The following is a 23,169-nucleotide window of genomic DNA, read 5'->3' as shown; positions in this document are numbered from 1 at the left end:
GATTCAGCAAATCAATGCGCGACGAGAACAAACTCTCGCATCGTGCTCAGCATAATCACCACGGAACAAGCGCCCGCGTCCGGAAAGCCAAGGCAGGCCGCACCAAGGGTTTTCGCTCGGCCAAACTGGGCGATCATGTCCTTGCTCGCCTCCTTGCCTGCTTCTGCGGCCGCTGCGACCGCTGCGAGCGCCCCGGTCAGCGGCAGGGCGGTGATTTCGCGTGCTTTTGCGGCAGCGGGTGCCACGGCGTCGATCATCGTTTTGTCGCCTGGCTTGGCACCACCACGCTTCATGACACCTTCGAGTGCCGCTTCGAGCAGGAGCGCGAGACCTTCGGAGTCAAACGAGGTGCGACCCGCCAGCGCCTTACCTCCAGCTCGATAAACGGTGCCAAAAAGAGCGCCACTCGCCCCACCCATGCTCGCCATCATCGCGGTGCCGGTGGTGACGAAGACTTGCTCCACACTGTTTGGATTCATCGGATCGAGTTGAGCCTTCACGGCTTCCATGCCGCGCTTCATTCCGAGGCCGTGATCGCCATCGCCGAGATCGCGGTCGGCTTGGGAAAGCATGGCTTCAGCAGCGATGATGGCGTCGGCGACCTTCAACATCATGAGCCGGACTTGATTGGGTGTGAGTGTCATTGGCGGCTTGGTTACTTGGTTCCTTTGGCTTTGAGGTCGTTATACATCGCGAAGCCCTGCGCTGGCGTGAGTCCTTCATGCACCACGCCACGCACCGCTTGCATCATGCTGATCGGTGCATCGCTCTGGAAGATGTTGCGGCCCATATCGACACCGCTCGCACCTTGTTGGATGGCGTTGTAGCACATGGTCAGCGCTTCGAGTTCTGGCAACTTCTTGCCGCCCGCGATCACGATGGGCACAGGGCAGCAGCTCGTCACCGTGTCGAACTCCGTGTCCGTGTAGTAGCACTTCACCACATTCGCGCCCAGCTCCGCCATGATGCGTGTGGCGAGGCGGAAATACTGTGGCGTGCGAGCCATCGCACGGCCCACCGCCGTCACCCCCATGACGCCGATGCCATAGCGCGAGGCCGCATCGACGAGGTCTGTGAGGTTCTTCAATGACTGCCGCTCATACGCACTGCCGATGAACACCTGCACCGCGAGGATGCTGGCATTGAGCCGAATGGCCTCCTCGATGTTCAGCGCCGTGCTTTCGTTCGATAGAGGCTCAAATCCTGGGCGGCCAAACTTAGCCTTCTTGCCATCGATCTCGCCTTCCCATTCTTCCATCGGCGAGATCATCGAAGTGCCGCCGCTGGCACGCAGCGCGATGGCTTTGGTCGTGCTAGCAGGGATCACGCTGCGCTGAATGCCACGCGTGAGCATCAGGCAGTCGGCATACGGCGCGAGCGGCAGGATCGTCTGATCCACACGCTCCAGGCCCGTCGTTGGCCCTTGGAAATAGCCATGATCAAAGGCCAGCATCACCGTGCGGCCATTTTTGGGATTGAACACGCGACTGAGACGATTCTTCAGCCCCCAGTCATACTGATGGCAGCCCTTGAGAAAGAAACCCGGAGCCTCCTGTGGTGTGCTGGTGAAGTATTCCTTGTCCTTCTTGTCTGCTGCGCTGGTTAGGATGTCGGCCATGGTCGTGGGTGTTGGGTGGGTAGTGAGGTCTAAATCCATATTCAGACCGGTCTTGCCATCCATGCCAGCATCGGCCAGACTTGTGTCTGATTTTGCAATGCCGTGATGTCCAAGACACTATCCATCCTCAGTGTCGTCCCTGCGGGCTCTGCCCACCGGGTGCTTGGGCATCGCTCCGTAGCCCTGCCTGGAGTGACGGTGGACATCCTCACCACCCGCAAGATCGAACTTCAGCAGTGGGAGCTGCGTCGTCTCAATGATCCGTATTGGCGGCTCTACTGGCCGATGGCAGCAGGCGGCGTGGTCGAGATCGACGGCGTGAAGACGGCGCTCAAGCCAGGCATTGTGTATCTGATCCCGCCACACACCACATTCAGCACCACCACCACACGCCCGTTCAGCAAGTGGTATGCGCATTTCAGTCTCGGCCCCGTGGCGGACCGTGCGGCTCCTGGGATCTATAGTTTCACCAACACGCCGCACATGCGTAGCTTGCTCCAGGGCTTGATCAAACTGGGGAGAAACCCGCAGCGCGCACGCTTTCCTTGGTTATCCATCCAGCTCGTAGCGGAAACGGTGCAGCGGCTGCCTGACAGCGTATGGGAGCAGCAGCGGCTCGATGCGCGCGTCCTGAAGGCCATGGAGTTTATGAACCAGCACATGAGCTTGAAATTGACGGCCGATCAGATCGCCCGCCATGCCGGATTCAGCGTACGAAATCTCAACCATCTCTTCCAGCAGGAACTCCAACAGCCGCCGATGCGTGTGCTGCTCGACTATCGTCTCGACGAGGCCTGCCGCCTGCTGCGACACACGGATGAAAGCATTGAGGCCATTGCCGAGGCGTGCGGGCTGGTGAACCGGCATTACTTCAGCCGCATGATGCGTCAGTATCGGAACACTTCACCAGCGGCGTATCGAAGCGAGCAGTCGGGGACGTGAGTTGAGTTCTGCGCTGTTCATTTTTTCAGCCCCAGCAGCTTCAAACTGTCACGGTGGATCATTGCCTCGATTTGCGCCACATCGAGACGCGGCAGCTTCGTGCCTTCGAGCATGTCGTTGAGCTTGCGGATGCCATCGATGCTCGCATTCACCGTGGTGAAGGGAAAATCCGTGCCGAAGAGCAGCTTGTGCCACACGCCGTATTCCTGCGCGAGCATCAGCGAGTTGTAGAGCTGCCACGGGCGGTAATGCAGCGCGCTGACATCGGCGAAGACGTTCTCGTGCTTGCGGATCGTCACGAGGCACTCGCCCTCATACGGATGGCCGAGATGCGCGAGGATGATCTTCACGCCAGGATGCTTCACCGCCACCGGCTCGATCAAACGCGGTAGCGTGAAAGCCAGCGGGGCCTGCGCGATGAATGTCGTGCCCATGTGCAGCAGCACCGGTAATGCGTGGCCTTCGGCGTATTGCCACAGCGGCTCCAGCTTCGGGTCATCGGGACTGAATCCCGCATACATCGGCAGCAGCTTGATGCCGCGCAGGCCGAGTTCCTCGCAGCCGACCCGCATCTCGCGTTCCCAGCCATCCTGCGTCGGATCGACCGACAAAAAGCCGATCAAGCGCGACGGATCCTTCGCCACATAACTCGCCACCGTCTGGTCATCGATCCACAGGCCACTGAGCCGCGCCTTGCCGCCGAAGACGATGGTGCAGGTGTCTTCGGGAGCCGAGGTGCGATAGGCTTCATACGTTGCGCTGAAGTCCACCGCATGCCCCGGCCGTGCACGTTCGGCCTGACGGATGAAATCGGCCGAGAAATCGGAGGGAAAGTTCCAGGCGTGGGAATGGACGTCGATGATCATGGCTTCAAATCACTGGGCTGCAGCAATCATGCGGTCAAATTGCCGCTCCACCTCGCGCTTTGTCTCGTCATCGAGCCGGAAGCCGACGGGACCGCGAACCAGCGTGTTCTTGAAGATGCCCTGACGCACCAGCAGATGCTTCTCGACGGCAAGGAAGCCGTCCAGGCTCGTCTGCATCGAAATGAGCGCGGCAAGTGGTCCATGAATGCGATCTGCCCTCTCCGCGTCGCCAGCCTCCAATGCTTTCCACAGCGGAACGAGTCCGCGAATAAGATCCGCGCCCGGCATGGTGCCCACGACGCAGCGTTTGAAGGAATCGACGAGGGCGATGCCGCCGGTGCCTTCGAAAACGCGAGCGCGGCCCTTCGTCGCATCGCGCAGTTCGCTCAGCTTCGGGCCGATGGGCGAGGCTTCCGGCTTGTACTGCACGCGTTCTGGCCCGAATTCGTCGAGAAGCTTCGCCTGCATCGCGATGGGCATCGGTTTGCCGACGTAGCCGCTCGCATCCTGCACGATGACCGGAATGCGGATGGCTTGGATGATGCGTGTGTAATACGCGAGCAACTCGCTCTCGCCAATACCGATGGAAACCGGCGGAATCGCCATCACCGCATCTGCGCCGACGCTTTCAGCGTGTTTCGCGTAGCGCTCCGCTACTTTAGAGGACTCCGCACCGACACTGATGACGACCACGCCGCGATCCTTGCCGAATTTGCACGCTGCGGCGGCGAGTTGCTCGCGTTCCTCGCTGTCGAGGCGCAGCGTTTCGGAGACCATCGCCATCACGATGCCATTGGCACCGCAGTCGTAGAGCCAGGCGATCTCGCGTTCGAGTGTTTCGAGGTCGAGGGTTTCATCGTCGAGCCACGGCGTCTGAAAAACGGGCAAGACGCCAGCGAGTTGGTGTTGTGGAGGGTTGTCAGGCATCATTTAACGGTCATTCGTTTTACCAGCGTGTTTAACGTGATGAACTCCACCTTTATGCCCGAATACTCGCGGGTGAAGGCTGGCTTCGCATCGGTGGCGACGACGGTCAACGCGGCCTTCGGGTAGGATTTCGCGAAGATTTGGAAGTTGCCGGGATCGAAGTCCTTCGCCGACCATTTGCACTCGATCGCCGTCACCGATTTGCCACGCGGCTGCCAGATGAAGTCGATCTCGTGTCCCTGCTTGTCCCGCCAGTAATGCAGGCTGGTGAGCGGCACGCGGGCGCTCATTTCATTCAGCACATAATGCTCCCACAGCCGCCCGCGATCATCGCTGCGCAGCTCCGTCCAGCCACGATGGGCGCAGACAAAGCCCGTGTCGAAACCATACACCTTCGGCGCGGCCACGATCTCGTTCGACAGCCGCGTGCTGAACGGTCGCAGCACCAGCGCCACCGATGTGGCCTCCAGCACACCGAGGTAATTCATGATCGTCTGTCGTGTCACCTCGCAAGGCGCGGCAAACTTGGTCGCTTCAAAAATGCCGCCACTCTGCGCGATCAGCAGTTCGACAAATTTTTGAAACGACACCCGCTTCTCCAGTCGGAAAAGCTCCTGGATGTCCTTGGCCCAATAAGCATCCATCCACTCCTGAAAATCACGCTCCGGCGGCTCCGGCGAGAGGAAGAACGGCGGCAGCCCGCCATGCAGCAGTCGGTGGTTCAAATCACCGCTGCCAAAGTCTTGCAAATCCGCCGCGATCATTGGCGTGAGCCATAGCTCCGTCTTCCTTCCCGCCAGTGTGTCGCGGAAACGGCTGCTCGCGCCCAGCGTCGAGGAGCCTGTCGCCAGCACTCGCGTGCTTGGAAAATGATCCGCCGCGATCTTCAGCAGCTCGGAGGGATTCGGCAGCCGGTGAACCTCGTCCAGCACGATGCGCCTGCCCTTCAGTCCTTTCAAAAACGCCTCAGGGTCCTCCATCGCCCGGCGCACCCGCGGCAGCTCGCAGTCAAAATACTCCACGCCATCCAGCGACTGCGCCAGCGACGTCTTCCCGGCACGCCGCACGCCGCGCAGCCACAAAATGGACCGCGCCTTCCACTGCTTTTCGATGCATTCGAGCCAGAATTGTCTCTTCACCATACGCAACCATATTAGCGTTTAGTTTAACCAAACGCAATTTTGATCTCGGATGGTTAAGACCTCACCACAGCAGCTTGCCGCCATCAATGACGAGAACGCTGCCGGTCATGAAGCTGCTGGCGTCGCTGGCGAGGTAGAGGGCGAGCGGGCCGATCTCATCAGGGCGACCCCAGCGGCCCATGGGGATGCTGCTGGCCACTTCGTCTTCAAACTCGGGCTTTTCGCCGATCCAGCGTTGGTTGGCGTCGGTCAAAAAAGGACCGGGGGCGATGGCGTTGACGGTGATGCCATGCACAGCCCAGTCGGCGGCGACGGCTTTGGTGAACATGGTCAGCGCGCCTTTCGAGGTCTCGTAGCTGCGGCCGCGCATCGCCTTGCCGGGCCAGAGGGCGTTGATGGAGGAGATGTTGATGATGCGGCCCCACTTTCGCGGGATCATCGCCCCACCGAGGCGTTTGGTGAGGATGAATGCCTGCGTGAGGTTCAGATCGAGGATGCGCTGCCAGTCTTCGAGCGCGAGATCCTCCGTGGGCGTGTTGATGCGGCGACCGCCGACGTTGTTGATGAGGATGTCGATGGGCGCGTGCTCTTTAAGCACGACATCGCACAGGCGCTCGGCTTCGGCGGGCTGTGAGAGGTCCGCTTGAAGCGTGATGGCGTGCAACTCTGCGCCAGCGCGTTTGAGATGAGCCTCGTCCGAGCCGACGATGATCAATTCGGCCCCAGCTTCACCAAGCGCACGCGCCATCTCCAAACCAAGTCCGCGTGAGCCACCGGTGATCAAGGCACGGCGTCCGGTGAGGTTGAAGCGGTCGAAGATGGGCATGAAACAAGGAATCGGCGGAGTGAAACGACTCTTTCAGCCGTTTCATCCCACCATGAAGCGATTCATCCCCGTGGCGCTGGTTTGTTTGCTGGCAAACACCTTGCATGCGAAGCCGCCCGTCTCCGCCAAGGCTTCGACGGGCAAGCCGAACATCCTTTGGCTCGTCGGCGAGAACCTTTCGCATGATCTCGGCTGCTACGGCGCCAAGAACGTCCACACGCCCAATCTCGACCGGCTGGCGCAGGAGGGCGTGCGTTTCACGAATGTGTTCTCGACGAACCCGGCCTGCGCGCCGAGCCGCAGCGCCTTCATGCTCGGCATGTACCAGACGACGACGGACACGCATCACATGCGCTCGCATCGCACGGATGATTTCAAGCTGCCGTCAGGTGTGCGGCCGATGACGCATCGGCTGCAGGACGCCGGCTACACGACGGCGAACATCAAACTGATCGGCGAGCGCTCGGTGGGCACCGGGAAGCTGGATCTGAACTTTGTGAATGAAGGTCCGATTTATCAAAGCGATGACTGGAACGCGTTGAAGTCGAAGCAGCCGTTCTTTGCGCAGATCAACTCGCATGAGATCGAGTACGACATCTACGACCGGCAGAGCGCGAAGAAGGAACGCGTCGAGTGGGTGGGCGAACGCGAGCATGGGAAGCATGCGACACCGGAAAACGTCACGCCGCCGCCCTACTACCCGGATCATCCGCTCGTGCGCGAGGAGTGGGCGCGGTATTTGAACTCGGTGTCCGGCATGGATGTGCGCATCGGCTGGGTGCTCGATCAGTTGCGCAAAGACGGCCTGGAGGACGACACCATCGTCATCTTCTTCGCTGACAACGGCCGCCTGGAGCCGCGTGGCATTCACTGGTGCTACGACTGCGGTCTGCGTGTGCCGATGATCATCCGCTGGCCGTCCCACCTCAAGGCTGGCACGGTGAATGATCAAATCGTGAGTCTGATCGATGTCACGGCCACGACGCTCGACCTCGCGGGCATCACCAAGCCGCCGCTGATGCAGGGGCGCGTCATCTTTGGGCCGCATGCCGATCCGCCGCGCCCGTTTGCCTTCGCGGCGCGGGATCGCATCGACGAAACCGTGCAGCGCATCCGCTCGGTGCATGACGAACGCTTTCATTACATCCGCACGTTCAGCAAGGGGCCGACGTTTGCCTCGCTGAACCGCTACAAGGAGAAATGTTTCCCCATTCTGCCGCTGATGCGCGAGATGCAGACCGCAGGCACGCTCACCGGCCCGCCGTTGGCGTTGATGCTGCGCCAAGGTCCGTCCGAGGAGCTGTATGACACGCAGGTTGATCCGCATGAGATCGACGACTTGATCGATTCGCCGAAACCGGAGCATCGCGATGCACTGACGCGGCTGCGTGAGGCGCTGGACACTTGGATCGTCGAAAGCGGTGATCGCGGCGGTATTCCCGAAGCACCCGAAGTGTATGCGCCGTTTGAGAAGGAAATGGATGCGTGGTTCGGCACACCGAAGTGGTTCAAGAAGTGAGTTCAAGGGCCGTATTCGTCCCATGACCGCACGCCAGTCGTTCTTTCTTCTTCTCATCTCAATCCATGCTCAAGCTGGTGACTTCCGCGTCGGTGCCGCCCGTGTGGACATCACGCCGAAGGATGGGACACCACTGGGCGGCTACTACAAGTTTCGCGGCTCTGCGGGTGTGCTTGATCCACTCTATGCGAAGACGATTGTCATGGAGAAGGACGGCACGCATGCCGTGATCGTGGTGCTCGACCTCTCCGGCACGGTGCGGCCGGTCGTGGCGGCGGCGCGGCAGGCGATTCAGGAGCAATGCGGCATCGAGGGTGATCATGTCATGATCTCCGGCACGCACACGCACACCGGGCCGCAGCAGCCGCGTGGTTCGCTCATGGATGACATTACGAAGGTGAATTCACCACCGGGCGTGGCCTACATCAGCGCGTTGCCGGGTCTCATCGCGCAATCGGTGAAGGAGGCGAAGGCGAAGCTGGCTCCGGCAAAAGCCTCGGTCGCGATGGGACAGGCGGCAGGCATCAGCTTCAACCGCCGCGTACTGCGTGAAGGCGAGGCCAAGGCGATCTGGCAACCCGCGAAGCTCAATCCGGCCACCGACAGGCCCGCAGGGCCGATTGATCCCGAAGTGGGCGTGCTGGTGTTTGAATCAGATGGCAAACCCACGGCCAGCCTGCTGAACTTCGCCATGCATCCGACCTCCGTCGGCGGTGGCGTGAAAATCTCGGCGGATTATCCCGGCGTGTTCACCAAACTCGTCAGCGAGCGGCACGGTCCCGGCATGATCGCCGTCTTCGCCAACGGCTGCTGCGGCAACATCAACCACACCGACTACCTCACCGGCAAGCGCCGCAGCACGCAGGAACTGGGCACCGCGCTGGCCGATGCCGCAACGGCCGCGTGGCCGACATTGCAGCCGCTGAGCACGTTCAAGCCGCGCATTCGCTCCGAGCAGGTCACGCTGGCGCGGAAGAAGTTCAGCGCGGCCGAGATCGCGAAAGCCAAGGACATCGCCAGCCGCATGCTGACGGAAAATCTCGGCACCGTGCCGATGGCGGAGGCCGTTTGCATCCTGGAGACGGTGGACAAGCAAAACGTGCCGTTTATTGGCGAAGTGCAGGTCATCGCGTTCAGCGGCGAACTCGCCATCGTCTCGCTCCCCGGCGAAATGTTCGTCGAACTCGGTCTCGCGCTCAAAAAAGCGTCGCCGTTCAAGCACACGCTCATCGCCGAGCTGGCGAACGGCAGCGTCGGCTACGTGCCGAACCGCGAAGCCTACCCGCAGGGCAACTACGAAGTCGTCAGTTCCCGCTGCGAAGCCGGTTCTGGCGAAAAACTCGTCGAAGTGGCGTTGAAGCTATTGGAGCAGGCCAGAGAGCCTTGAGTGAATGTCGCTTGGTTCGTAGGCGATGGTAAGGATGCTTGGAAGTGATGAGGGCGCTCTTGCTAGCAACGAATGTGCTAGACGCTCGCATTGCGGGCAGAAGTGCCCACATCACCTGGGGATCATCGCCAGCGCTTCTTCAACGCGACGTTTTAACGGGAAGGACAGCTCTTGTTTCAAGCTCTTCTTCAAAAGCCTTGCCACATAGGGATGGCCTTCCATTGCGGTGGAGATCGCCAACCATGCGGTTGTGGCAGTGGATTCAATGCCTTCGATGTTTGTTCCTGAGTGTAGCCAGGCGCGTGCATCTGTGGTGTTACGCTGTTCCACCAAGATGATTCCCATCAGCTGGTGTACGGTGGGATCAAAAGGGTAGATCTGGTGCGCGCGCTCACACCACTCTCTGGCGGTTTGCAGCAGTTCCGTGCGGCCTGAGTCCGCAATGATGGAGGCAAATGCCAGCAGGCGTTGCATCAACAGGCCGCGATCCGTCAGTTCGTTGATGGCGGCGTTACAAGCAGCCACGCCTTGTTCTCCAGGCGCTGAGCAGAGGTGAGCAGCGAGACAGCATGATTCAAAATGGGTGCGCACTTCCGGCGGAAGGTCATCCCAGCCGAGTACTGCCTGCATGACTTTTTCAGCGTCAGCATAGAGCCTACCTGCGAGCAGAGCATCAAACTTCAGCAATTGCAGGTGACGAACCTGGGGCCATTCCGCCATGACGGTGTCCAGCCAGAGCAGGCTGGTAGGGTCGCCTGCCAGCCGGATGCTTTCGAGCCTGGTGTGCTCGGGCAGATTCAGCACACCCCAGTGCTTCACTTGTGACCCCATGGCATGCTGATAAGCCCTGGCCTGATCTGTGTACGGGTTTGCCGCTGCCCGTTCCGAACGGGAGACGAAGGATGTCCATGGTCGCCGCCAAACCCACCAGGCAAGGAGGATCACGAAAGCCAGCAGCATGGCGACGTACGGAAACACTGCTGTCCGGGCACCTGTGATGATCGTCAGCCCGAACACTAGGCCTGAAAGAAAGGCGATGGAGGCAAGCAATGTGAGCACGTAATCACGAGTCCTTTGTGCCAGGCTCTGCAAGTGCGGCAGCCCTGTATTGCGGCGCTTTTGGAAGATGAGTTCCGCAGCATCGAGTCTCACGGATTTTCCTCGCAACAGACGCCATAGTTGCCAGCCGTCGGATCCGTTGCCAGCCAAGCTGCCACCCCGGCTGGTCAAAGGATTCAAGCTGGTCAACGCCAGCCATAAGTTTGCCACAGCACAGATGGCGATGAGAGAAGGATGTTTGAAAAACTCGGTCAGATGGACATCCCAGCCGATGATGAGAAAGACAGCCAGCAGCACATTCGCCGCCGGACCTGCCGAGACGAACACGATGCGTTTGAAACGCATGGTCTGGTTCGCTTCAAGGTGCATCACGTGGCCGCAAAAAGGTATTTGCCGTACCACCAACTTGAGTCCGCGCCATGTGCGGTGCCACAGGACCGGACCAGTCCCGAGGCTGAATTCGATCATCCGAAGACCCATCAGCCAACCTGCCATGAAGTGACCGAGCTCATGCACCACGATCATGGGCAGGGTCATCACCAGCACCGCCATCATCAAGCATAAGGCCGAGACGTGATGAGTGCCCGGCCATGTGGCCTGCCAAAGGCCATAGCCACCGGCGACAGCATAGACCGACCACCAGAACAGGAGCGGCCAGCGGCTGGTTTGTGACGGACCCAAGTGCGTATCAGCAGACATTGGCATCATGAGTGGTAATTCGCGAGCGTCCTTTGTCAAAAACAGCTCCCGAGCGCCCAAGTGCCGCATCCTGCTGATAGTGCCGATACACTCGTTGCCTTATCACGCCTTCTGCGGCGCACGGATGTGCGCCCAGCAGTGGACGTGGGGGTCGCCGCGGAAGAACCAGACCATGTTGGGGCCTTCGATCTGCCAGACGTCCCAGACGCCGTCTTTGCCGACGTCCTGGTTTTTGTAGAAGGCCATGTGCAGGTTGTCGATGCCGCCGGCTTCGATGTATTTCATGGACTCTTCGCGTTCGGACTGGCGGAAGGGCTTCAGCAGGTCGGCGATGACTTTTTTGACGAGGCCTTTCTGGTCGGCGCTGAGTTCGGTGAGGCGGATGCCTTCGATGCCGTCGGTTTTGCCGGTGAGCTTCACGGTGTCGTTGCCGTCCTCGTCGCGGGATTCGCCGAGCAGGGCGCGTTCGCGCTGTTTGCCATCGAGTGCTTGGAAGACCTCGTTGGCACGCTGGGCCTGATACCAGTAGGCGTTGCCGGGATGATCGGGCTTTTCGTTGAAGCCCTGGGCGGCGTGGCCGTAGAAGATCGGGCCGCCAAAGGCTGCGCCTTTTTCGCTGTCTCCATCGCAGCGGCGGGTGCAGTGGCGGCCGGTGAGGACGAACTCGAACTGGCTGGTGCCCGGTTCGCCGAAGAGTGCGATGGAGGCGCTGGGGAAGCCGCCGTCGCCTTTGTTGTCCTGGTCAAACTGACGCCAGACCTCGGATTTGTACTCGTCGCTGTGCAGCTTGTCGAAGATCTGCTTCACGAGATCCTGCTGGTCGGGTTTGAGCACGTCGCGAATCTTCTGCGGGGTGATGTGCCAGTTGTTATCGACCTTCAGGCGGCGTGGATCGCTCCAGGCGAAGCAGAGCGTCTTGCGCTGGGCCTCGTCCATGCTGCCGTAGAGCTGCTGGACGAGCGTTTCGGAGGCGGCGGGGGATTCGGCGGCATAAGCGGAGCCGAGGAGGCCCGCAGCGGCTGCTTGCGCACTGCGGGTGATGAAATCGCGACGATTTAAAGATGGGGTATGGAGCGTGTTCATGGCTGGGTTGTATCAAACGCGGCGGGGAATGGGAAGTTTTGTTTTTGATGATCGCGGGCAGGCATGGCGGCGATGCTGAAACGGTATTTGGGTGATGGTGCGTCCGCTGGCAGTAATCTGGCCTTATGAACTCACCTGAAGTCCTCATCATCGGCGGTGGTCCTGCCGGCAGCAGTTGCGCCGCCATCCTCGCGGAATATGGCCATCGCGTGCTGATTCTGGAACGCGAAAAATTTCCGCGCTACCACATCGGCGAATCGTTGATCCCGTTCACGTTTGGGCCGCTGGAGCGGCTGGGGATGATCCCGAAGATGCGCGCCTCGCATTTCACGAAAAAGTACAGCGTCACCTTCGTGCAGCCGGACGGCCGGCGCTCGCAGCCGTTCTACTTCTTCACCCGCTATGACCGTGAGAGCGTGGCGCAGACCTGGCAGGTGCTGCGTTCGGAGTTTGACCAGATGCTGCTGGACAATGCGCGTGAGAAAGGCGCAGAAGTGCGCGAAGAGACCACGGTCACGCAGTTGCTCAAGGACGACAGCGGCAAGGTCATCGGCGTCGAGGTGGAGAACAAGGATGGCGACAAGGAGCAACTGCTCGCGAAGCTCGTTATCGACGCCTCGGGCAAGGAGGCCTTTGCTTCGAACCGCCTGGGCTGGCGCATCGGCGATCCGTATCTGAACAAGATCGCCGTGTGGACTTATTATAAGGGATCGAAGCGTGAGCCGGACATTGACGAAGGTGCGACCACGGTGGCCTTCGTGCCTGACAAGGGCTGGTTTTGGCACATCCCGCAGCACAACGACATGGTCAGCGTTGGCGTCGTCGCCGAAGGCAAATATTTGACGCGCGATGGTGTGCGTGATCCGAAGGAGATTTTTCATCGCGAGGTCGAGCAGAACCAGTGGATCAAGGAACACCTCGCCACGGGAACTCCCGTCGGGCAGTACTGGCTCACCAGCGAGTATTCACGGCACTCGAAATATGGCGCGTCGCCCGGTCTGCTGCTGGTGGGAGATGCGTTCGCCTTCATTGATCCGTGTTTCAGCAGCGGCGTCATGCTGGCGCTGAAAAGCGGGGTGCTCAGCGGCGAGGAAGTTCATAAGGCGCTCGTTGAGGGCGACCTCTCGCCGCAGCGCTTCGCCCACTACGGGGCGACGATCCGGCAGGGCGTCGAGAACATGCGCAAGCTGGTCTATGCCTTCTACGATCCGAACTTTTCCTTCCGCGAAGTCATCAAGCGGTTTCCTGAAGCCGCCGGTGAGATCACCGACTGCCTCTCCGGCGACGTGAACAAGGATTTCACGCCGCTGTGGAACCGCATCCGCGAATTCGTGCCGCTGCCGGATGATCTGCCTTATGGCGTGCCGCTGGCGGCGTGAGTTTTCTTCACGCCCCAGACCACGAGCAGAAAAGCCGCGATCAAACCGGCTCCAATGGCGTTTTCGTGCAGTGAAGGCGGAAACACGAGCACGTAGCCCGTGTCCTTCACCAACGCGGCAAAGCTGGAGACGCAGAATGGCATCAAGAACAGGCGGAACACCACCCAGCGGTTCAGCTTCGTGCGCACGCCCGAAGCTGGCTGCGTGCTGATGATGAGCGCCGCACCAATGATGACGCTCAGGCCCAGCGAGGTCAGCCAGATGCGCGGACGGGCATCAAAATGGCAGACCACGCTCGCCACCCACCAAATGAAGTAGCACCAGAGAATCGTGCGACCGGTGGAGAGGCGGTGGAGATAATGCCGGAGAAATCGAAACAGTGCCATGCTTCAGCGTGAAGCGTCTTGCATGCCAGGTCGAAGCTGCGCTTCTCACCTGGACACGCGGCACTGCGGCATGGCCTTCTGAAATTCGGCGGCGGCTTCGAGGGTGACGGGAGTGCCGCCGAGGCTCAGGGTGGTGAGTTTTTTCAGCGTCTTGAGCTTGGGCAGGCCGGCGTCGGTGATCTTGGTGTTGCCCAGGTCGAGGCTGGCGAGATTGGGCACCGTGGCGATGAGACCGGCGGCCTCATCGTCGAAGAAAGTGCCCGTGAGGGTGAGGGAGACGAGGGGTTTAAGATTGGCGACTGCGGCGAAACCGGCGGCCGTGACCTTGACGGAGGTGATGCGGAGAGCCTGGAGCTTTTTGAAGGTGCTGATGGCCTTCATGCCTTCATCCGTGATGCCTGAACCATTGAGTTCGAGATTGGTGATGGAGGCGGCGCCGGCGATTTTGTCGAGGCCTTTGCCGGTGAAGTTTTCCGCGTATTGGACGGCGAGGTAGTCGAGTTTTTTGAGCGGGGCGATGTGGGTGAGCACTTCGTCGGTGAGTGCGTTGGCACCCTCGAAGTTCAGGAAGACCAGCTCGCTGTTGCTGGCGAGGAAGGCGAAGGCGGCGGCGCTGAGGCCGTTGTGCATCGGGCGGAAGTGGGCGCGGCGCAGATCACGCACGCCGTTGAAGGCGGCAAAGTCGGCGTCCTTGGCGGGCGGGAGGACGGAACCGAGGCGCTCGAAGGTGAGATCGATGATGTCGAAGCGGCCGGGAGGAATTTCCGCCGGCTTGGTGACGGGCACGTTGACGCCGTTTTTGAAGGCGGTGAAAAAGCCGCCGTTGTTGACGAGATAGTCGGCGGCGATGCGCCATGAGCTGCCGGTGGTGGCGGTGGTTTTCGTCGCGGCGGGCACTGGTGTCGCGGGTTTCGCTGCCGCCACGGGTGCTGCGGCGGTCTGTGGTTTTTGGCTGGCGATTTCAGCGCGCAGAGCATTCACATGCCTGGCGTCGTCAGGTTTTTCGGCCTTGGTGAGATCGGCGATGTAGGCGTCGATGGTTTTGAGGTAGATCTCGTAGAGCGGAGCGGCTTTGGCATCACGCTCGGCGGTGATTTTGGCGAGGGCTGTGCGGTAGGTGCCGCGCAGCGTTTTGAGCGCTGCGGGCGTGGCATCCGCGTCCTCGGCGGGGATGGCTTCGCCTTTCGTGATGGCGGCTGTTTCAGCATCGAGCGCGATGATTTCCTGAAGCTTGCCCTGGGTCTGCGCGGCGGCGCGGGCTTTGGCGATGCCGTTGGCGGTGTAGCTTTGGTTGAGCGCGGCGACGGCGGCGAGGAAGGGCTTCTGCGCGTCGGTCTCATAGCGTGAGCGGAAGCCGGACTCGAGCCTAGCGAGCTGAGGATGAGCGGCAATCAACTCGGCCCGGTCCCATTCGACAAGAAACGGCGCTTTCAGGTCTGCTGGCACATCGTCCCATGCGACGTTGTCGATGTAGAACGCGAGACGCGGGTCCGTGGACGTAGGGGCGCTTCCCGGCCAAAGTGACATGTCGAATGGCTCGCCACTGACCCATTTCCATGGCCCGCCTTCCGGCGCTCGATAGCCGCCGAGGGAGACATGTGAGTGAATCCCCTTCAGCAGGAGCAGGGAGTTCTTCAGCCACTCGCTTTCCTCCTTGCTGGTGATCGTAGCCAGATGCCCGCCCATGGATTCAGCCTTCGCCTTGGCGGCATCCCACGGGAGACCTCCCTCGATCCATTGGTAGCGGTGGCCGCCGAAAGAGTGGACTGCTCCAGATTTGAAGTCGGCAGCAGGCCCCATGGCGGCCACGGGTGGTGTGGAAGGCGAAGCTGGCATCACAGCCGCGGCGCTGGCGACGGGGGCGGTAGATGCAGGCATCGTCTTCGTGCCGGCGTCATCCCACTCGACGAGGAAGGAGTAGGAATTGGCGGCAGGAACGTCATCCCAGTGTGCATGATCCAGGTAAAACGCCAGTTTCATACCCTTGGTGCCCAGGACGTTTCCGAGCCAGAGCGACAGGTCGAACGGTTCCCCAGTCACCCAGGTCCACGGCCCATCTCCAGATGTTCGATAGCCGCCGAGGATGACATGTGAGCGAGTCCCCTTCAGCGATGCCAGTGAATGCTTCAGCCATTCGCCTTCCTCCTTGCTCGTGATCGTGGCCAAGTGCCCGCCCATGGATTCCGCCTTCGCCTTGGCGGCGTCCCACTGGAGATTTCCCTCGGCCAGTTGGTAGCGGTGGCCGCCGAAGGTCTGGACTGCTCCTGACTTGAGGTCGGCTGGCGGGACTGAGGATGAAGGCGCGGGCATCTCCGGCGCTGGAGCCGGTGGCGTGGCGGCGACAGCGGGTGCGGATGGCGTGGTGGGAGCAGCAGGCTTGTTCTGGATGGGTTTGGGAGTGCCGGGGGCTGCCTTCGGCGGTGAAGGGGATGCCGCGCTGTCATACCGCGTCGATTTTTTCGACCCACCGCCCGTGAGCATGACATACAGGCCCGCGATGAGGGCCAGGCTGGCAGCGACGCCGAGAATCGGGCCGAGGTTGGAGGATTTTTTCTTCGCGGTGGCTGCGTGGCCGGCGGTGGCGGGTGCCTGCTGTTTTTGCGCCTGCGTGGCGCGTGCGGTGGCCTCTGCGGCGGCTTGCTGCTGCGCGATGAGCGCCGCTCGTGGCAGCGTCAAAATGGTGTCGAGATCACGGCGGAGATCGGCGGCGCTTTGATAGCGGTGGTCGCGGTCGCTCTGCATCGCCTTCGTGATGATGGCGTCAAAGCGCGGATCGGTGCCGAGCTTCATGCCCGGCAGCGTCCAGATGCCGCGCGGGATTTCGCCGGTGAGCATCTGATAAAGCATCACGCCGATGGCATACAAGTCAGCGCGGCCATCGAGCGGAATGCCGGGGATCAAGGCTTCAGGCGCGACGAAATCAGGCGTGCCCATCGCCATGTTCGTTTTGGTGAGACCGCTCTGGCCTGCATCGCTCGCTTTGGCGAGCCCGAAGTCGGCCACCTTCACCGCGCCCTCCATGTTGATGAGGATGTTGGCCGGTTTGATGTCGCGGTGGATGATGCCGTGGCGGTGCGCGTAGTTCAGCGCATCGCAGACGTGCGCGGTGATCGAGAGCGCGTAATCCTCCGGCAGTTTGCCCTGGGAGGAGATCATTTTGGACACATCCGTGCCATCGATGAACTCCATGACGATGTAGAGCAGCCCGGTCTGGGTTTCGCCGAAGTCATACACGTTGACGATGGCCGGATGGTTCATCTTCGCCATCGTGCGCGCCTCGTTTTTGAAGCGCTCGGCGAACTGGGCATCGCTGTCGTCGATCAGATCACCGGGCAGCACCTTGATGGCGACGGCGCGGTCCAGCGAGGCTTGCACGGCCTTGTAAACAGCACCCATGCCACCACGACCGAGCAGGGACTCGAACTGATACTGCGGCAGCATGGCCTGCATCTCCTCCAGCGTCGGCGGTTGCCACTGGCCGGAGGGTTTGGAAGCGGTGGAGGAGGTGCTCATGGGATTTTGTCTCCGCCAGCACCGGACAGCGGCGGAGTTGCGGCTTTGGCATCACGCAAGGTCTGTACCTGCTTCGCTGCGTCAATCTTGCCGGTCTTGGTGAGCTCGGCGATGTAAACATCGAGCGCCTTGAGGTAGAGATCGAGCAGCGGCGCGGCCTTGGCATCATGCTCGGCGGTGATTTTGGCCAAGGCGCCACGGTAGGTGCCGCGCAGGGCTTTGAGGGACGCGGGTGTGTCTGCGGCATCTTCGGCGGGAACGCCGCCGCCTTTCTCGATGGCGGCTTTCTCCGCATCGAGCGCGGTGACTTCGCCGAGACTGCCTTTGGCTTGCGCAGCAGCACGCGCCTTGCCGATGCCATTGGCGACGTAGCTTTGATTCAGTGCTGCGACGGCGGCCAGGAAGGGCTTCTGCGCGTCCGAATCGTAGCGAGCCTGATAACCGGACTCCAACTGCGCGATGCGTGCATCCTGGAGCAACGACGGTTCCCACAACAGCCTGACCTCGCCGTCGAGGGCGCGCACGGTCCATTCGGCGATCTCATGATCTCCACGGGCGCAGTAAACGGCGGGCAGCGGCTCGGACTTGAAGATGGAGTGCGCGCCGAAATCCGCCGCTGCAAGACCTGCCAGCCCGCTGACGGCACCGATGTCGTTGCCGTTGATTTTCACGCTGAGCTTGTCGTCCTGGCTGCGGACGACGACGCGCATGCCGTCACTATTTTGCGTGCCGGGGCCGGTGTTGCCGATGCGTCTGCCGCCCACGATGACTTTGTCGCCGGCCTTGGCCACCTCGACACGCACCCAGCGGCCCGCGCCCACCGGCACATCGAGCGCGATGTAGCCGGACTCCGCAGTCGGGGTGCCTGGGGCGTTCTTGGCCCGCTTCTTCCATAAGAGCTCCATTTCAAATGCACGCGCTCCTGCGAGGGACACTGGCGCGGCGATCCGTCCGGCTTTTTCCATGTCGGTGAAAATCAGGGAGGAGTTCTGGCTTCCCCAGACGTTTGCGCCGGTCGTGGGGTCGCTCACGACATCGCGCTTCACATCGACCAGGGCGATCAAATCGGCGCTGCGGCGGCGGTCGTCGCTGCGAACGGGCACAGCGGGTGCGGTGGCCGGGCTTGTAGCCACCGGAACCGCAGGCGTGGCGGTGGCAATCTGGGCTGGCGGCGCTGCGGCGGGCATCGTGGACGTTGGCTTGGGGGTGCCATCATCATCCCATTCGACGAGGAAGGGCGCGGGAGGGAAGATTCTCGGCCTCACATAGTCAAAGCGGTGTTCGTAGATCGAGGCGACATGCGCGTTGTATTCCTTGCCATTGGGAACCTCGCCCATCCATGGCTGGATCGTCAGCGGCCCGCCGGTGACCCATTCCCAGGAGTCCTTGCCTAATGGTTTGTGGAAGCCGATGAAAAGGTGGTCGGAGCCGGGAACGCCGGCAGTCTTTTTCAACTTCGAGCCAAACTTGTCCCACACCCAGTCCAGCTTCTCCTTGGTGTCGATCACCGCGAGATGTCCGCCCATCGTCTCGGCCTTGGTCCTGGCGGCAGGCCACGGGAGTCTTTCCGTCACGAGCTGATAGCGGTGTCCGCTGAAGGTGAGCACGTCGCCGGGCTGTGCGGGCGCTGCGGCAGCGGTGGCGACGGGTGCCACGCTGCCAGAGTCGAGGTTTGCATACTCGAAGCTCTCGATCCACATCTTGCTCCCTGAGAGGGCAGGGTGGCCGGCGGTGATCTGAGTGTCCCGGTGTTCTCCGAGCTTCCTGCCATCCAGCGTCACCGTGAGCAGGTCACCCATGATGCGGAGTTCCAAGGTGTGGGCTGCGCTGAAGTCGAAGTCCGCCGGAAGCCTGTAGTCAGCAAAAGGTTGGAAGTTCTTGCCGAACGTGATCCCCAGGCTCACGCGCAAATCCACGGGTTCGATCCTCACGTTGTAACTGCTGTTTTTCCCTGCGGCATTCACGGCGCTGCGCACGTCCAGCCTGACCCCGGAATTTTCTGCATCCAAGCGTGTTCTGGCGCGCACGGCCATGTCACGCATGAGCGGGGCCGAAGCCGGCAGCGGCCTCATGGTGCTGTCTCTCCCCGCCCGGGCAGCCTGGCCGCGATCATGGGTGAAGTCGTCATTCGTCTTCGTCCCGCCGAACCACTGCGCGAGAGCATCCACCCATTTCTCTGTGCCTGTCGTGATGGACGGTGGCGCGGCGGTCACCGGCACGGCTTTTTTCGGTGCTGGAAGGCTGGTTGCCGGTTTCTTGGGCTCCGGTTTGGCTTCAGCCACCGTCTGGGGTGCTGCCGCAGGCTTTTTCCCACCGCCGGAGAACAGGAACACCGCCACCGCGATGACCACGACCGCCGCCGCGATGCCGTAGATCATGCCCGCGTTGGATTTTTTCGGAACGGGAGCCGCGGCTGGCTTGGCGGCGGCCTCTTTGCGGGCAGGGGTATCCGCGCTCCGCTGCTGCGGCGCGCCGGGGCTCTTGCCCATCGGCTTTTGTGGCAGGGATTGTTTTGGCACCGCCGTCTGCGCCTCGCCTCCAGACTTCACCTGCGGCGCGGTGAGGATCACATCCAGATCACGCCGCAAATCCAGCGCCGTTTGATACCGCAGCTCACGGTCCATCTCCATCGACTTGCCGATGATCTTGTCGAAGCGCGCGTCGGTTTGCAGCGTGACACTCGGCATGCGGAAGGCGCCGCGCGGGATGGTGCCGGTGAGCATGTTGTAGAGCATCACGCCCACCGCGTAGAGGTCCGCGCGACCATCCAGCGGCACGCCGGGCATCAAAGCTTCTGGCGAGACGAAATCGGGCGTGCCCATGGCCATGTTGGTCTTCGTCAGGCCCATCTGGCCGGGGTCGGTGGCCTTCGCCAGGCCGAAGTCGGCCACTTTGACTTGGCCTTCCATGTTGATGAGCACGTTGGCCGGTTTGATGTCGCGATGCACGACGCCGTGCGTGTGCGCGTAGCCGAGTGCGTCGCACACATGCGCGGTGATGGAGAGAGCGTAGTCCTCCGGCAGCTTGCCCTGCGATTGAATCATCTTCGCCACATCGGTGCCGTCGATGTACTCCATGACGATGTAGAGCTGGCCTTCGGTGGTCTCGCCAAAGTCATACACATGCACAATCGCCGGGTGATTCATCTTCGCCATCGTCCGCGCCTCGTTCTTGAAGCGCTCCACAAACTGCATGTCGTCTTCTCCGGCCTCCGGCGGCAGAATTTTGATGGCGACGATGCGGTCCAGCGACTTCTGCCGGCTTTTGTACACCGCGCCCATGCCACCCTGGCCGAGAACACTGATGATTTCGTACGCGGGGAGCATTTCCTGCAAATGCCCCGGCGTCGGCGGCTGCCAGCGCAGGTGACTGCCCCCGGTGGTGCGCTGGTAGTTCGTCGGCGTGGGTTGCGGGGCGCTGGGATCGTCAGGCATGGCGTGAATGAAAATTCAGGGAAGGCTAGCGCAAATGCCGAGCCGATGGCGAGGAAAACTTGGAGCAGCAAGCGGGGCTGTATTTTCCTGCATTCGTGTCATACATGCGCCCGTCCCACATCACTCAACGGAAAATGAATGGAACGCGCCATCGCCGACCAACTCGAAGCTTTGCATCCCGACGCCTTTGGCTGGGCGCTGCACTGCTGTGCGGGCGATCATGCACGCGCGGAGGACGTGCTGCAAAACGCCTATCTCAAGCTCGCGCAGGAGCGTGCGACTCACGATGGCCGCTCCAGCTTCAAAACCTGGTGGTTCGGCGTGATCCGCTTTACAGCGCACGAGGAGTTTCGGCGGCTGCGCTATCGCGAGTCGCTGGTGGGCAAGCTGCTGGCACAACTCACCGGCGATGCGCACGATCCGCGCCCATCGCCGTCACGGAAGCTGGAAATGGACGAGCGCACGGCCGAACTGCGGCGCTGTTTGCAGCAACTACCCGCACGGCAGGCCGAGGTGTTGCATCTCGTGTTTTATCAGGATCTCACACTCAACGAGGCGGCGAGCGTGATGCGCGTGAGCATCGGTTCCGTGCGCCAGCATTACGAACGCGGCAAGGCGCGCCTGCGCACGCTGCTGCAACCCGAATCCACTCATGAACTTGCCGCCCGATGACGATCTTCGCGCGGTCTTTGCGCAGCAACGCCGCTGTGATCACGATGAAACTCCGGCCTGGCGCGAAGAACTGCTGCATGCGCCGATGCAGCGCCGCCGCGCGTCATGGCGCTGGCTTCCGGTGGCGTTCGCAACGGCGTGCATCCCTTTCGCCGCGCTCTTTTTCACGCATACATCGCCGCCGGAACCCAAACTGAGCGAGGAGCTGCCGCCGCTGTTTGATTCGCCACCGGGAGAGCTGTTTGCAAGCCTGGAGCCTTCCTTCACGACGTTTGAAGCGCCCTCTGATTTTCTTTTGCCCGATCACCTCAACATCCACATCCCATGAAACGCATCGTCTGTCTCCTCCTGCTCGCCACGGCGGTTTTACCCGCCGCTAATATCGAAGAATGGCTCAAAAGCGGCCTGCTGCATCCCGACTTGATCACCTCCGTGAGTGAGGAACTCGCGCTCACCTCCGACCAGCAGGCCAAGCTCAGCTCCCAGCTCGACGAGGCACGGAAACAGGCGGAACCCATGGAGCAGGCGGTGAAGGAGCAGCAAAAGGCGCTCAATCATCTGCTGAAGGACGCCACCGCGACCGCTGATGCGGCGAGCACACAGCTCACGAAGCTGCTCGAAGCCGAGGCCGCCATCAAACAACTGCAACTGCGCACCCTCATCGGCATTCGCGACGTGCTGACGCCGGAGCAGTTGGAGAAGGCCAAGAAACTCGGCCCGCCCAAGATGGCCGCCCAGGGCAAGGGGACCAATCCCGAATCAGGACTGACCCTGAAGACCGAAAAACTCAAAGCCGCCCTCGAATCACTCGGCGTGCCGCCAACGGATGCGATGAAAACCCGCGGCGGAGAAATTGAGCAGCTCATCAAGAGCGGCCAGTCTGCGGCCGCTGATGCCGCGCTGGACAAGCTGATCGAAGATTCCGGCCTCAAGGAACTGGAGGCGGAGGCGGACAAGGTGGACTTCGCCAAGTATGAGCCCGGCAGCACCGACCTCGAAACTTTGAAGCAGCGTTACGAAGACGTGAAGACGGCGGGCCAGGACATCATCTCGCTGCCGCTGCTGCGTGAACTGCTCCAGGCGAAGGAAGCCTTTGAGGCCGCCAAAGATGCGCAGGACGCCGACAAGGTTGGCCGCATCCTCACCTATGTGGAAGGGCGGCTGAAGAAATAAGCATGAAAAACCTCGCGCTTGCTTGCTTCTTTGTTGTGTCAGCGTTGGCAGCGGATCTCTCAACGGCTGAAGCGCAAGCGCGGCTGCGCATGGCCCGGCAGATCGCCCGCGAGCGCAATGACAAAGCGCTCGTCGCGCAGGTGGAGAAACTGGGCCGCGGCTTCAACGCATCCCTGCCCGCCGATGCAGAGACGCGTTTGCGCGACATCGAAACCGCCGTGGGCATCGATCCTGGCGGCTGGTCGATGGCCGGGCAGCCGTTGTTTCATCCGACGGCGGCGATGAAAGCAAAACTGCCGGAGCTGAACACCAAACTCGCTGCTGCGATGCAAAGCGATGACGCAGCACAGGTGCATGCGGTCACGCAGGAAATGCTATCCGCGCTCGGTGATCAAGTCGGCGTGCCAGACGGACGCCGTGCTGGACGCAAAGCCGAACCACGCACGATCAATGAAGCCGATGCGACGAAGTTGTTTGTGGATGCTTTGAAAAGCGAAGGGCGTGCCATTCGGCAGCTCAGCGAAGGCAAACCGCTGCCGGACCA

The 23,169-nt window shown here is 61.4% G+C and carries 19 protein-coding genes; 8 read left to right on the top strand and 11 right to left on the bottom strand.

All coding sequences use genetic code 11. The features are described from left to right. Nucleotides 1–11: 11 nt before the first annotated feature. Both dhaL and ACKVY0_RS10655 read right to left on the bottom strand, forming a co-directional pair. A complete protein-coding gene (dhaL, locus tag ACKVY0_RS10660; RefSeq protein WP_409214803.1) occupies nucleotides 12–644 on the bottom strand; it encodes a dihydroxyacetone kinase subunit DhaL in 633 nt (210 codons plus the stop codon). A gap of 11 nt (nucleotides 645–655) precedes the next feature. Then, nucleotides 656–1,618: a 3-hydroxy-5-phosphonooxypentane-2,4-dione thiolase gene (locus tag ACKVY0_RS10655; protein ID WP_409214802.1), complete on the bottom strand. Its 963-nt coding sequence runs from the start codon at nucleotides 1,616–1,618 to the stop codon at nucleotides 656–658. Nucleotides 1,619–1,723: 105 nt separating this feature from the next. Between ACKVY0_RS10655 and ACKVY0_RS10650 the strand changes: the two genes are divergently transcribed. Continuing rightward, the gene (locus ACKVY0_RS10650; protein ID WP_409214801.1) at nucleotides 1,724–2,560 is read left to right on the top strand and encodes a helix-turn-helix domain-containing protein; all 837 of its coding nucleotides are present in this window, start codon (nucleotides 1,724–1,726) and stop codon (nucleotides 2,558–2,560) included. Nucleotides 2,561–2,577: 17 nt separating this feature from the next. Here ACKVY0_RS10650 and ACKVY0_RS10645 read toward each other — a convergent pair whose 3' ends face one another. The 4 genes from ACKVY0_RS10645 to ACKVY0_RS10630 form a co-directional block, all read right to left on the bottom strand. Continuing rightward, nucleotides 2,578–3,426 (bottom strand): amidohydrolase family protein, encoded by an 849-nt coding sequence (locus tag ACKVY0_RS10645; RefSeq protein ID WP_409214800.1) that lies wholly within the window; start codon nucleotides 3,424–3,426, stop codon nucleotides 2,578–2,580. 9 nt (nucleotides 3,427–3,435) lie between these two features. Next, nucleotides 3,436–4,314 carry a dihydrodipicolinate synthase family protein gene (locus ACKVY0_RS10640; protein ID WP_409214799.1) on the bottom strand — a complete coding sequence of 293 codons (879 nt, stop codon included), beginning with the start codon at nucleotides 4,312–4,314 and terminating at the stop codon, nucleotides 3,436–3,438. 38 nt (nucleotides 4,315–4,352) lie between these two features. Beyond that, nucleotides 4,353–5,495, bottom strand: a complete 1,143-nt coding sequence (locus tag ACKVY0_RS10635) for an ATP-binding protein (RefSeq protein ID WP_409214798.1) — start codon at nucleotides 5,493–5,495, stop codon at nucleotides 4,353–4,355. A gap of 61 nt (nucleotides 5,496–5,556) precedes the next feature. Then, the gene (locus ACKVY0_RS10630) at nucleotides 5,557–6,321 is read right to left on the bottom strand and encodes an SDR family NAD(P)-dependent oxidoreductase (RefSeq protein ID WP_409214797.1); all 765 of its coding nucleotides are present in this window, start codon (nucleotides 6,319–6,321) and stop codon (nucleotides 5,557–5,559) included. A gap of 52 nt (nucleotides 6,322–6,373) precedes the next feature. Between ACKVY0_RS10630 and ACKVY0_RS10625 the strand changes: the two genes are divergently transcribed. Continuing rightward, nucleotides 6,374–7,840 (top strand): sulfatase, encoded by a 1,467-nt coding sequence (locus tag ACKVY0_RS10625; RefSeq protein WP_409214796.1) that lies wholly within the window; start codon nucleotides 6,374–6,376, stop codon nucleotides 7,838–7,840. Nucleotides 7,841–7,862: 22 nt separating this feature from the next. Next, nucleotides 7,863–9,227, top strand: coding sequence for a neutral/alkaline non-lysosomal ceramidase N-terminal domain-containing protein (locus tag ACKVY0_RS10620; protein ID WP_409214795.1), 1,365 nt, complete (start codon nucleotides 7,863–7,865; stop codon nucleotides 9,225–9,227). Between the two features lie 111 nt (nucleotides 9,228–9,338). On the opposite strand, the gene ACKVY0_RS10615 is transcribed toward ACKVY0_RS10620, so the two are convergent. Continuing rightward, complete coding sequence (locus ACKVY0_RS10615; RefSeq protein ID WP_409214794.1) at nucleotides 9,339–10,994, bottom strand: site-2 protease family protein; 1,656 nt, start codon at nucleotides 10,992–10,994, stop codon at nucleotides 9,339–9,341. 93 nt (nucleotides 10,995–11,087) lie between these two features. Beyond that, nucleotides 11,088–12,068 (bottom strand): DUF3500 domain-containing protein, encoded by a 981-nt coding sequence (locus ACKVY0_RS10610; RefSeq protein WP_409214793.1) that lies wholly within the window; start codon nucleotides 12,066–12,068, stop codon nucleotides 11,088–11,090. A 125-nt stretch (nucleotides 12,069–12,193) separates the two neighbouring features. Here ACKVY0_RS10610 and ACKVY0_RS10605 point away from each other — a divergent pair, with 125 nt between their 5' ends. After that, the gene (locus ACKVY0_RS10605; RefSeq protein ID WP_409214792.1) at nucleotides 12,194–13,447 is read left to right on the top strand and encodes an NAD(P)/FAD-dependent oxidoreductase; all 1,254 of its coding nucleotides are present in this window, start codon (nucleotides 12,194–12,196) and stop codon (nucleotides 13,445–13,447) included. Here ACKVY0_RS10605 and ACKVY0_RS10600 read toward each other — a convergent pair. The 3 genes from ACKVY0_RS10600 to ACKVY0_RS10590 are packed head-to-tail and all read right to left on the bottom strand — an operon-like array spanning nucleotide 13,423 to nucleotide 20,780. Continuing rightward, nucleotides 13,423–13,833, bottom strand: a complete 411-nt coding sequence (locus ACKVY0_RS10600) for a hypothetical protein (RefSeq protein WP_409214791.1) — start codon at nucleotides 13,831–13,833, stop codon at nucleotides 13,423–13,425. The genes ACKVY0_RS10605 and ACKVY0_RS10600 overlap by 25 nt on opposite strands. A 45-nt stretch (nucleotides 13,834–13,878) precedes the next feature. Continuing rightward, a complete protein-coding gene (locus tag ACKVY0_RS10595) occupies nucleotides 13,879–17,346 on the bottom strand; it encodes a protein kinase domain-containing protein (RefSeq protein WP_409214790.1) in 3,468 nt (1,155 codons plus the stop codon). Next, on the bottom strand, nucleotides 17,343–20,780 hold the full coding sequence (locus ACKVY0_RS10590) for a protein kinase domain-containing protein (RefSeq protein ID WP_409214789.1): 3,438 nt from the start codon (nucleotides 20,778–20,780) through the stop codon (nucleotides 17,343–17,345). The genes ACKVY0_RS10595 and ACKVY0_RS10590 overlap by 4 nt, the downstream gene beginning before the upstream one ends. Before the next feature lie 138 nt (nucleotides 20,781–20,918). Between ACKVY0_RS10590 and ACKVY0_RS10585 the strand changes: the two genes are divergently transcribed. The 4 genes from ACKVY0_RS10585 to ACKVY0_RS10570 form a co-directional block, all read left to right on the top strand. Then, the gene (locus ACKVY0_RS10585) at nucleotides 20,919–21,452 is read left to right on the top strand and encodes an RNA polymerase sigma factor (RefSeq protein WP_409214788.1); all 534 of its coding nucleotides are present in this window, start codon (nucleotides 20,919–20,921) and stop codon (nucleotides 21,450–21,452) included. After that, nucleotides 21,433–21,780, top strand: coding sequence for a hypothetical protein (locus tag ACKVY0_RS10580; protein WP_409214787.1), 348 nt, complete (start codon nucleotides 21,433–21,435; stop codon nucleotides 21,778–21,780). The genes ACKVY0_RS10585 and ACKVY0_RS10580 overlap by 20 nt, the downstream gene beginning before the upstream one ends. Beyond that, a complete protein-coding gene (locus ACKVY0_RS10575; protein ID WP_409214786.1) occupies nucleotides 21,777–22,625 on the top strand; it encodes a Spy/CpxP family protein refolding chaperone in 849 nt (282 codons plus the stop codon). The genes ACKVY0_RS10580 and ACKVY0_RS10575 overlap by 4 nt, the downstream gene beginning before the upstream one ends. A gap of 2 nt (nucleotides 22,626–22,627) precedes the next feature. Further along, on the top strand, nucleotides 22,628–23,169 hold a 542-nt coding region (locus ACKVY0_RS10570; RefSeq protein WP_409214785.1), incomplete at its 3' end, for a hypothetical protein.

Origin of the sequence: Prosthecobacter sp. (assembly GCF_046154365.1) — a bacterium.
Classification (GTDB): Bacteria; Verrucomicrobiota; Verrucomicrobiia; order Verrucomicrobiales; family Verrucomicrobiaceae; genus Prosthecobacter.
The sequence above is the reverse complement of the archived record's forward strand: the minus strand, read 5'-3'. Positions and strand labels throughout refer to the sequence as shown.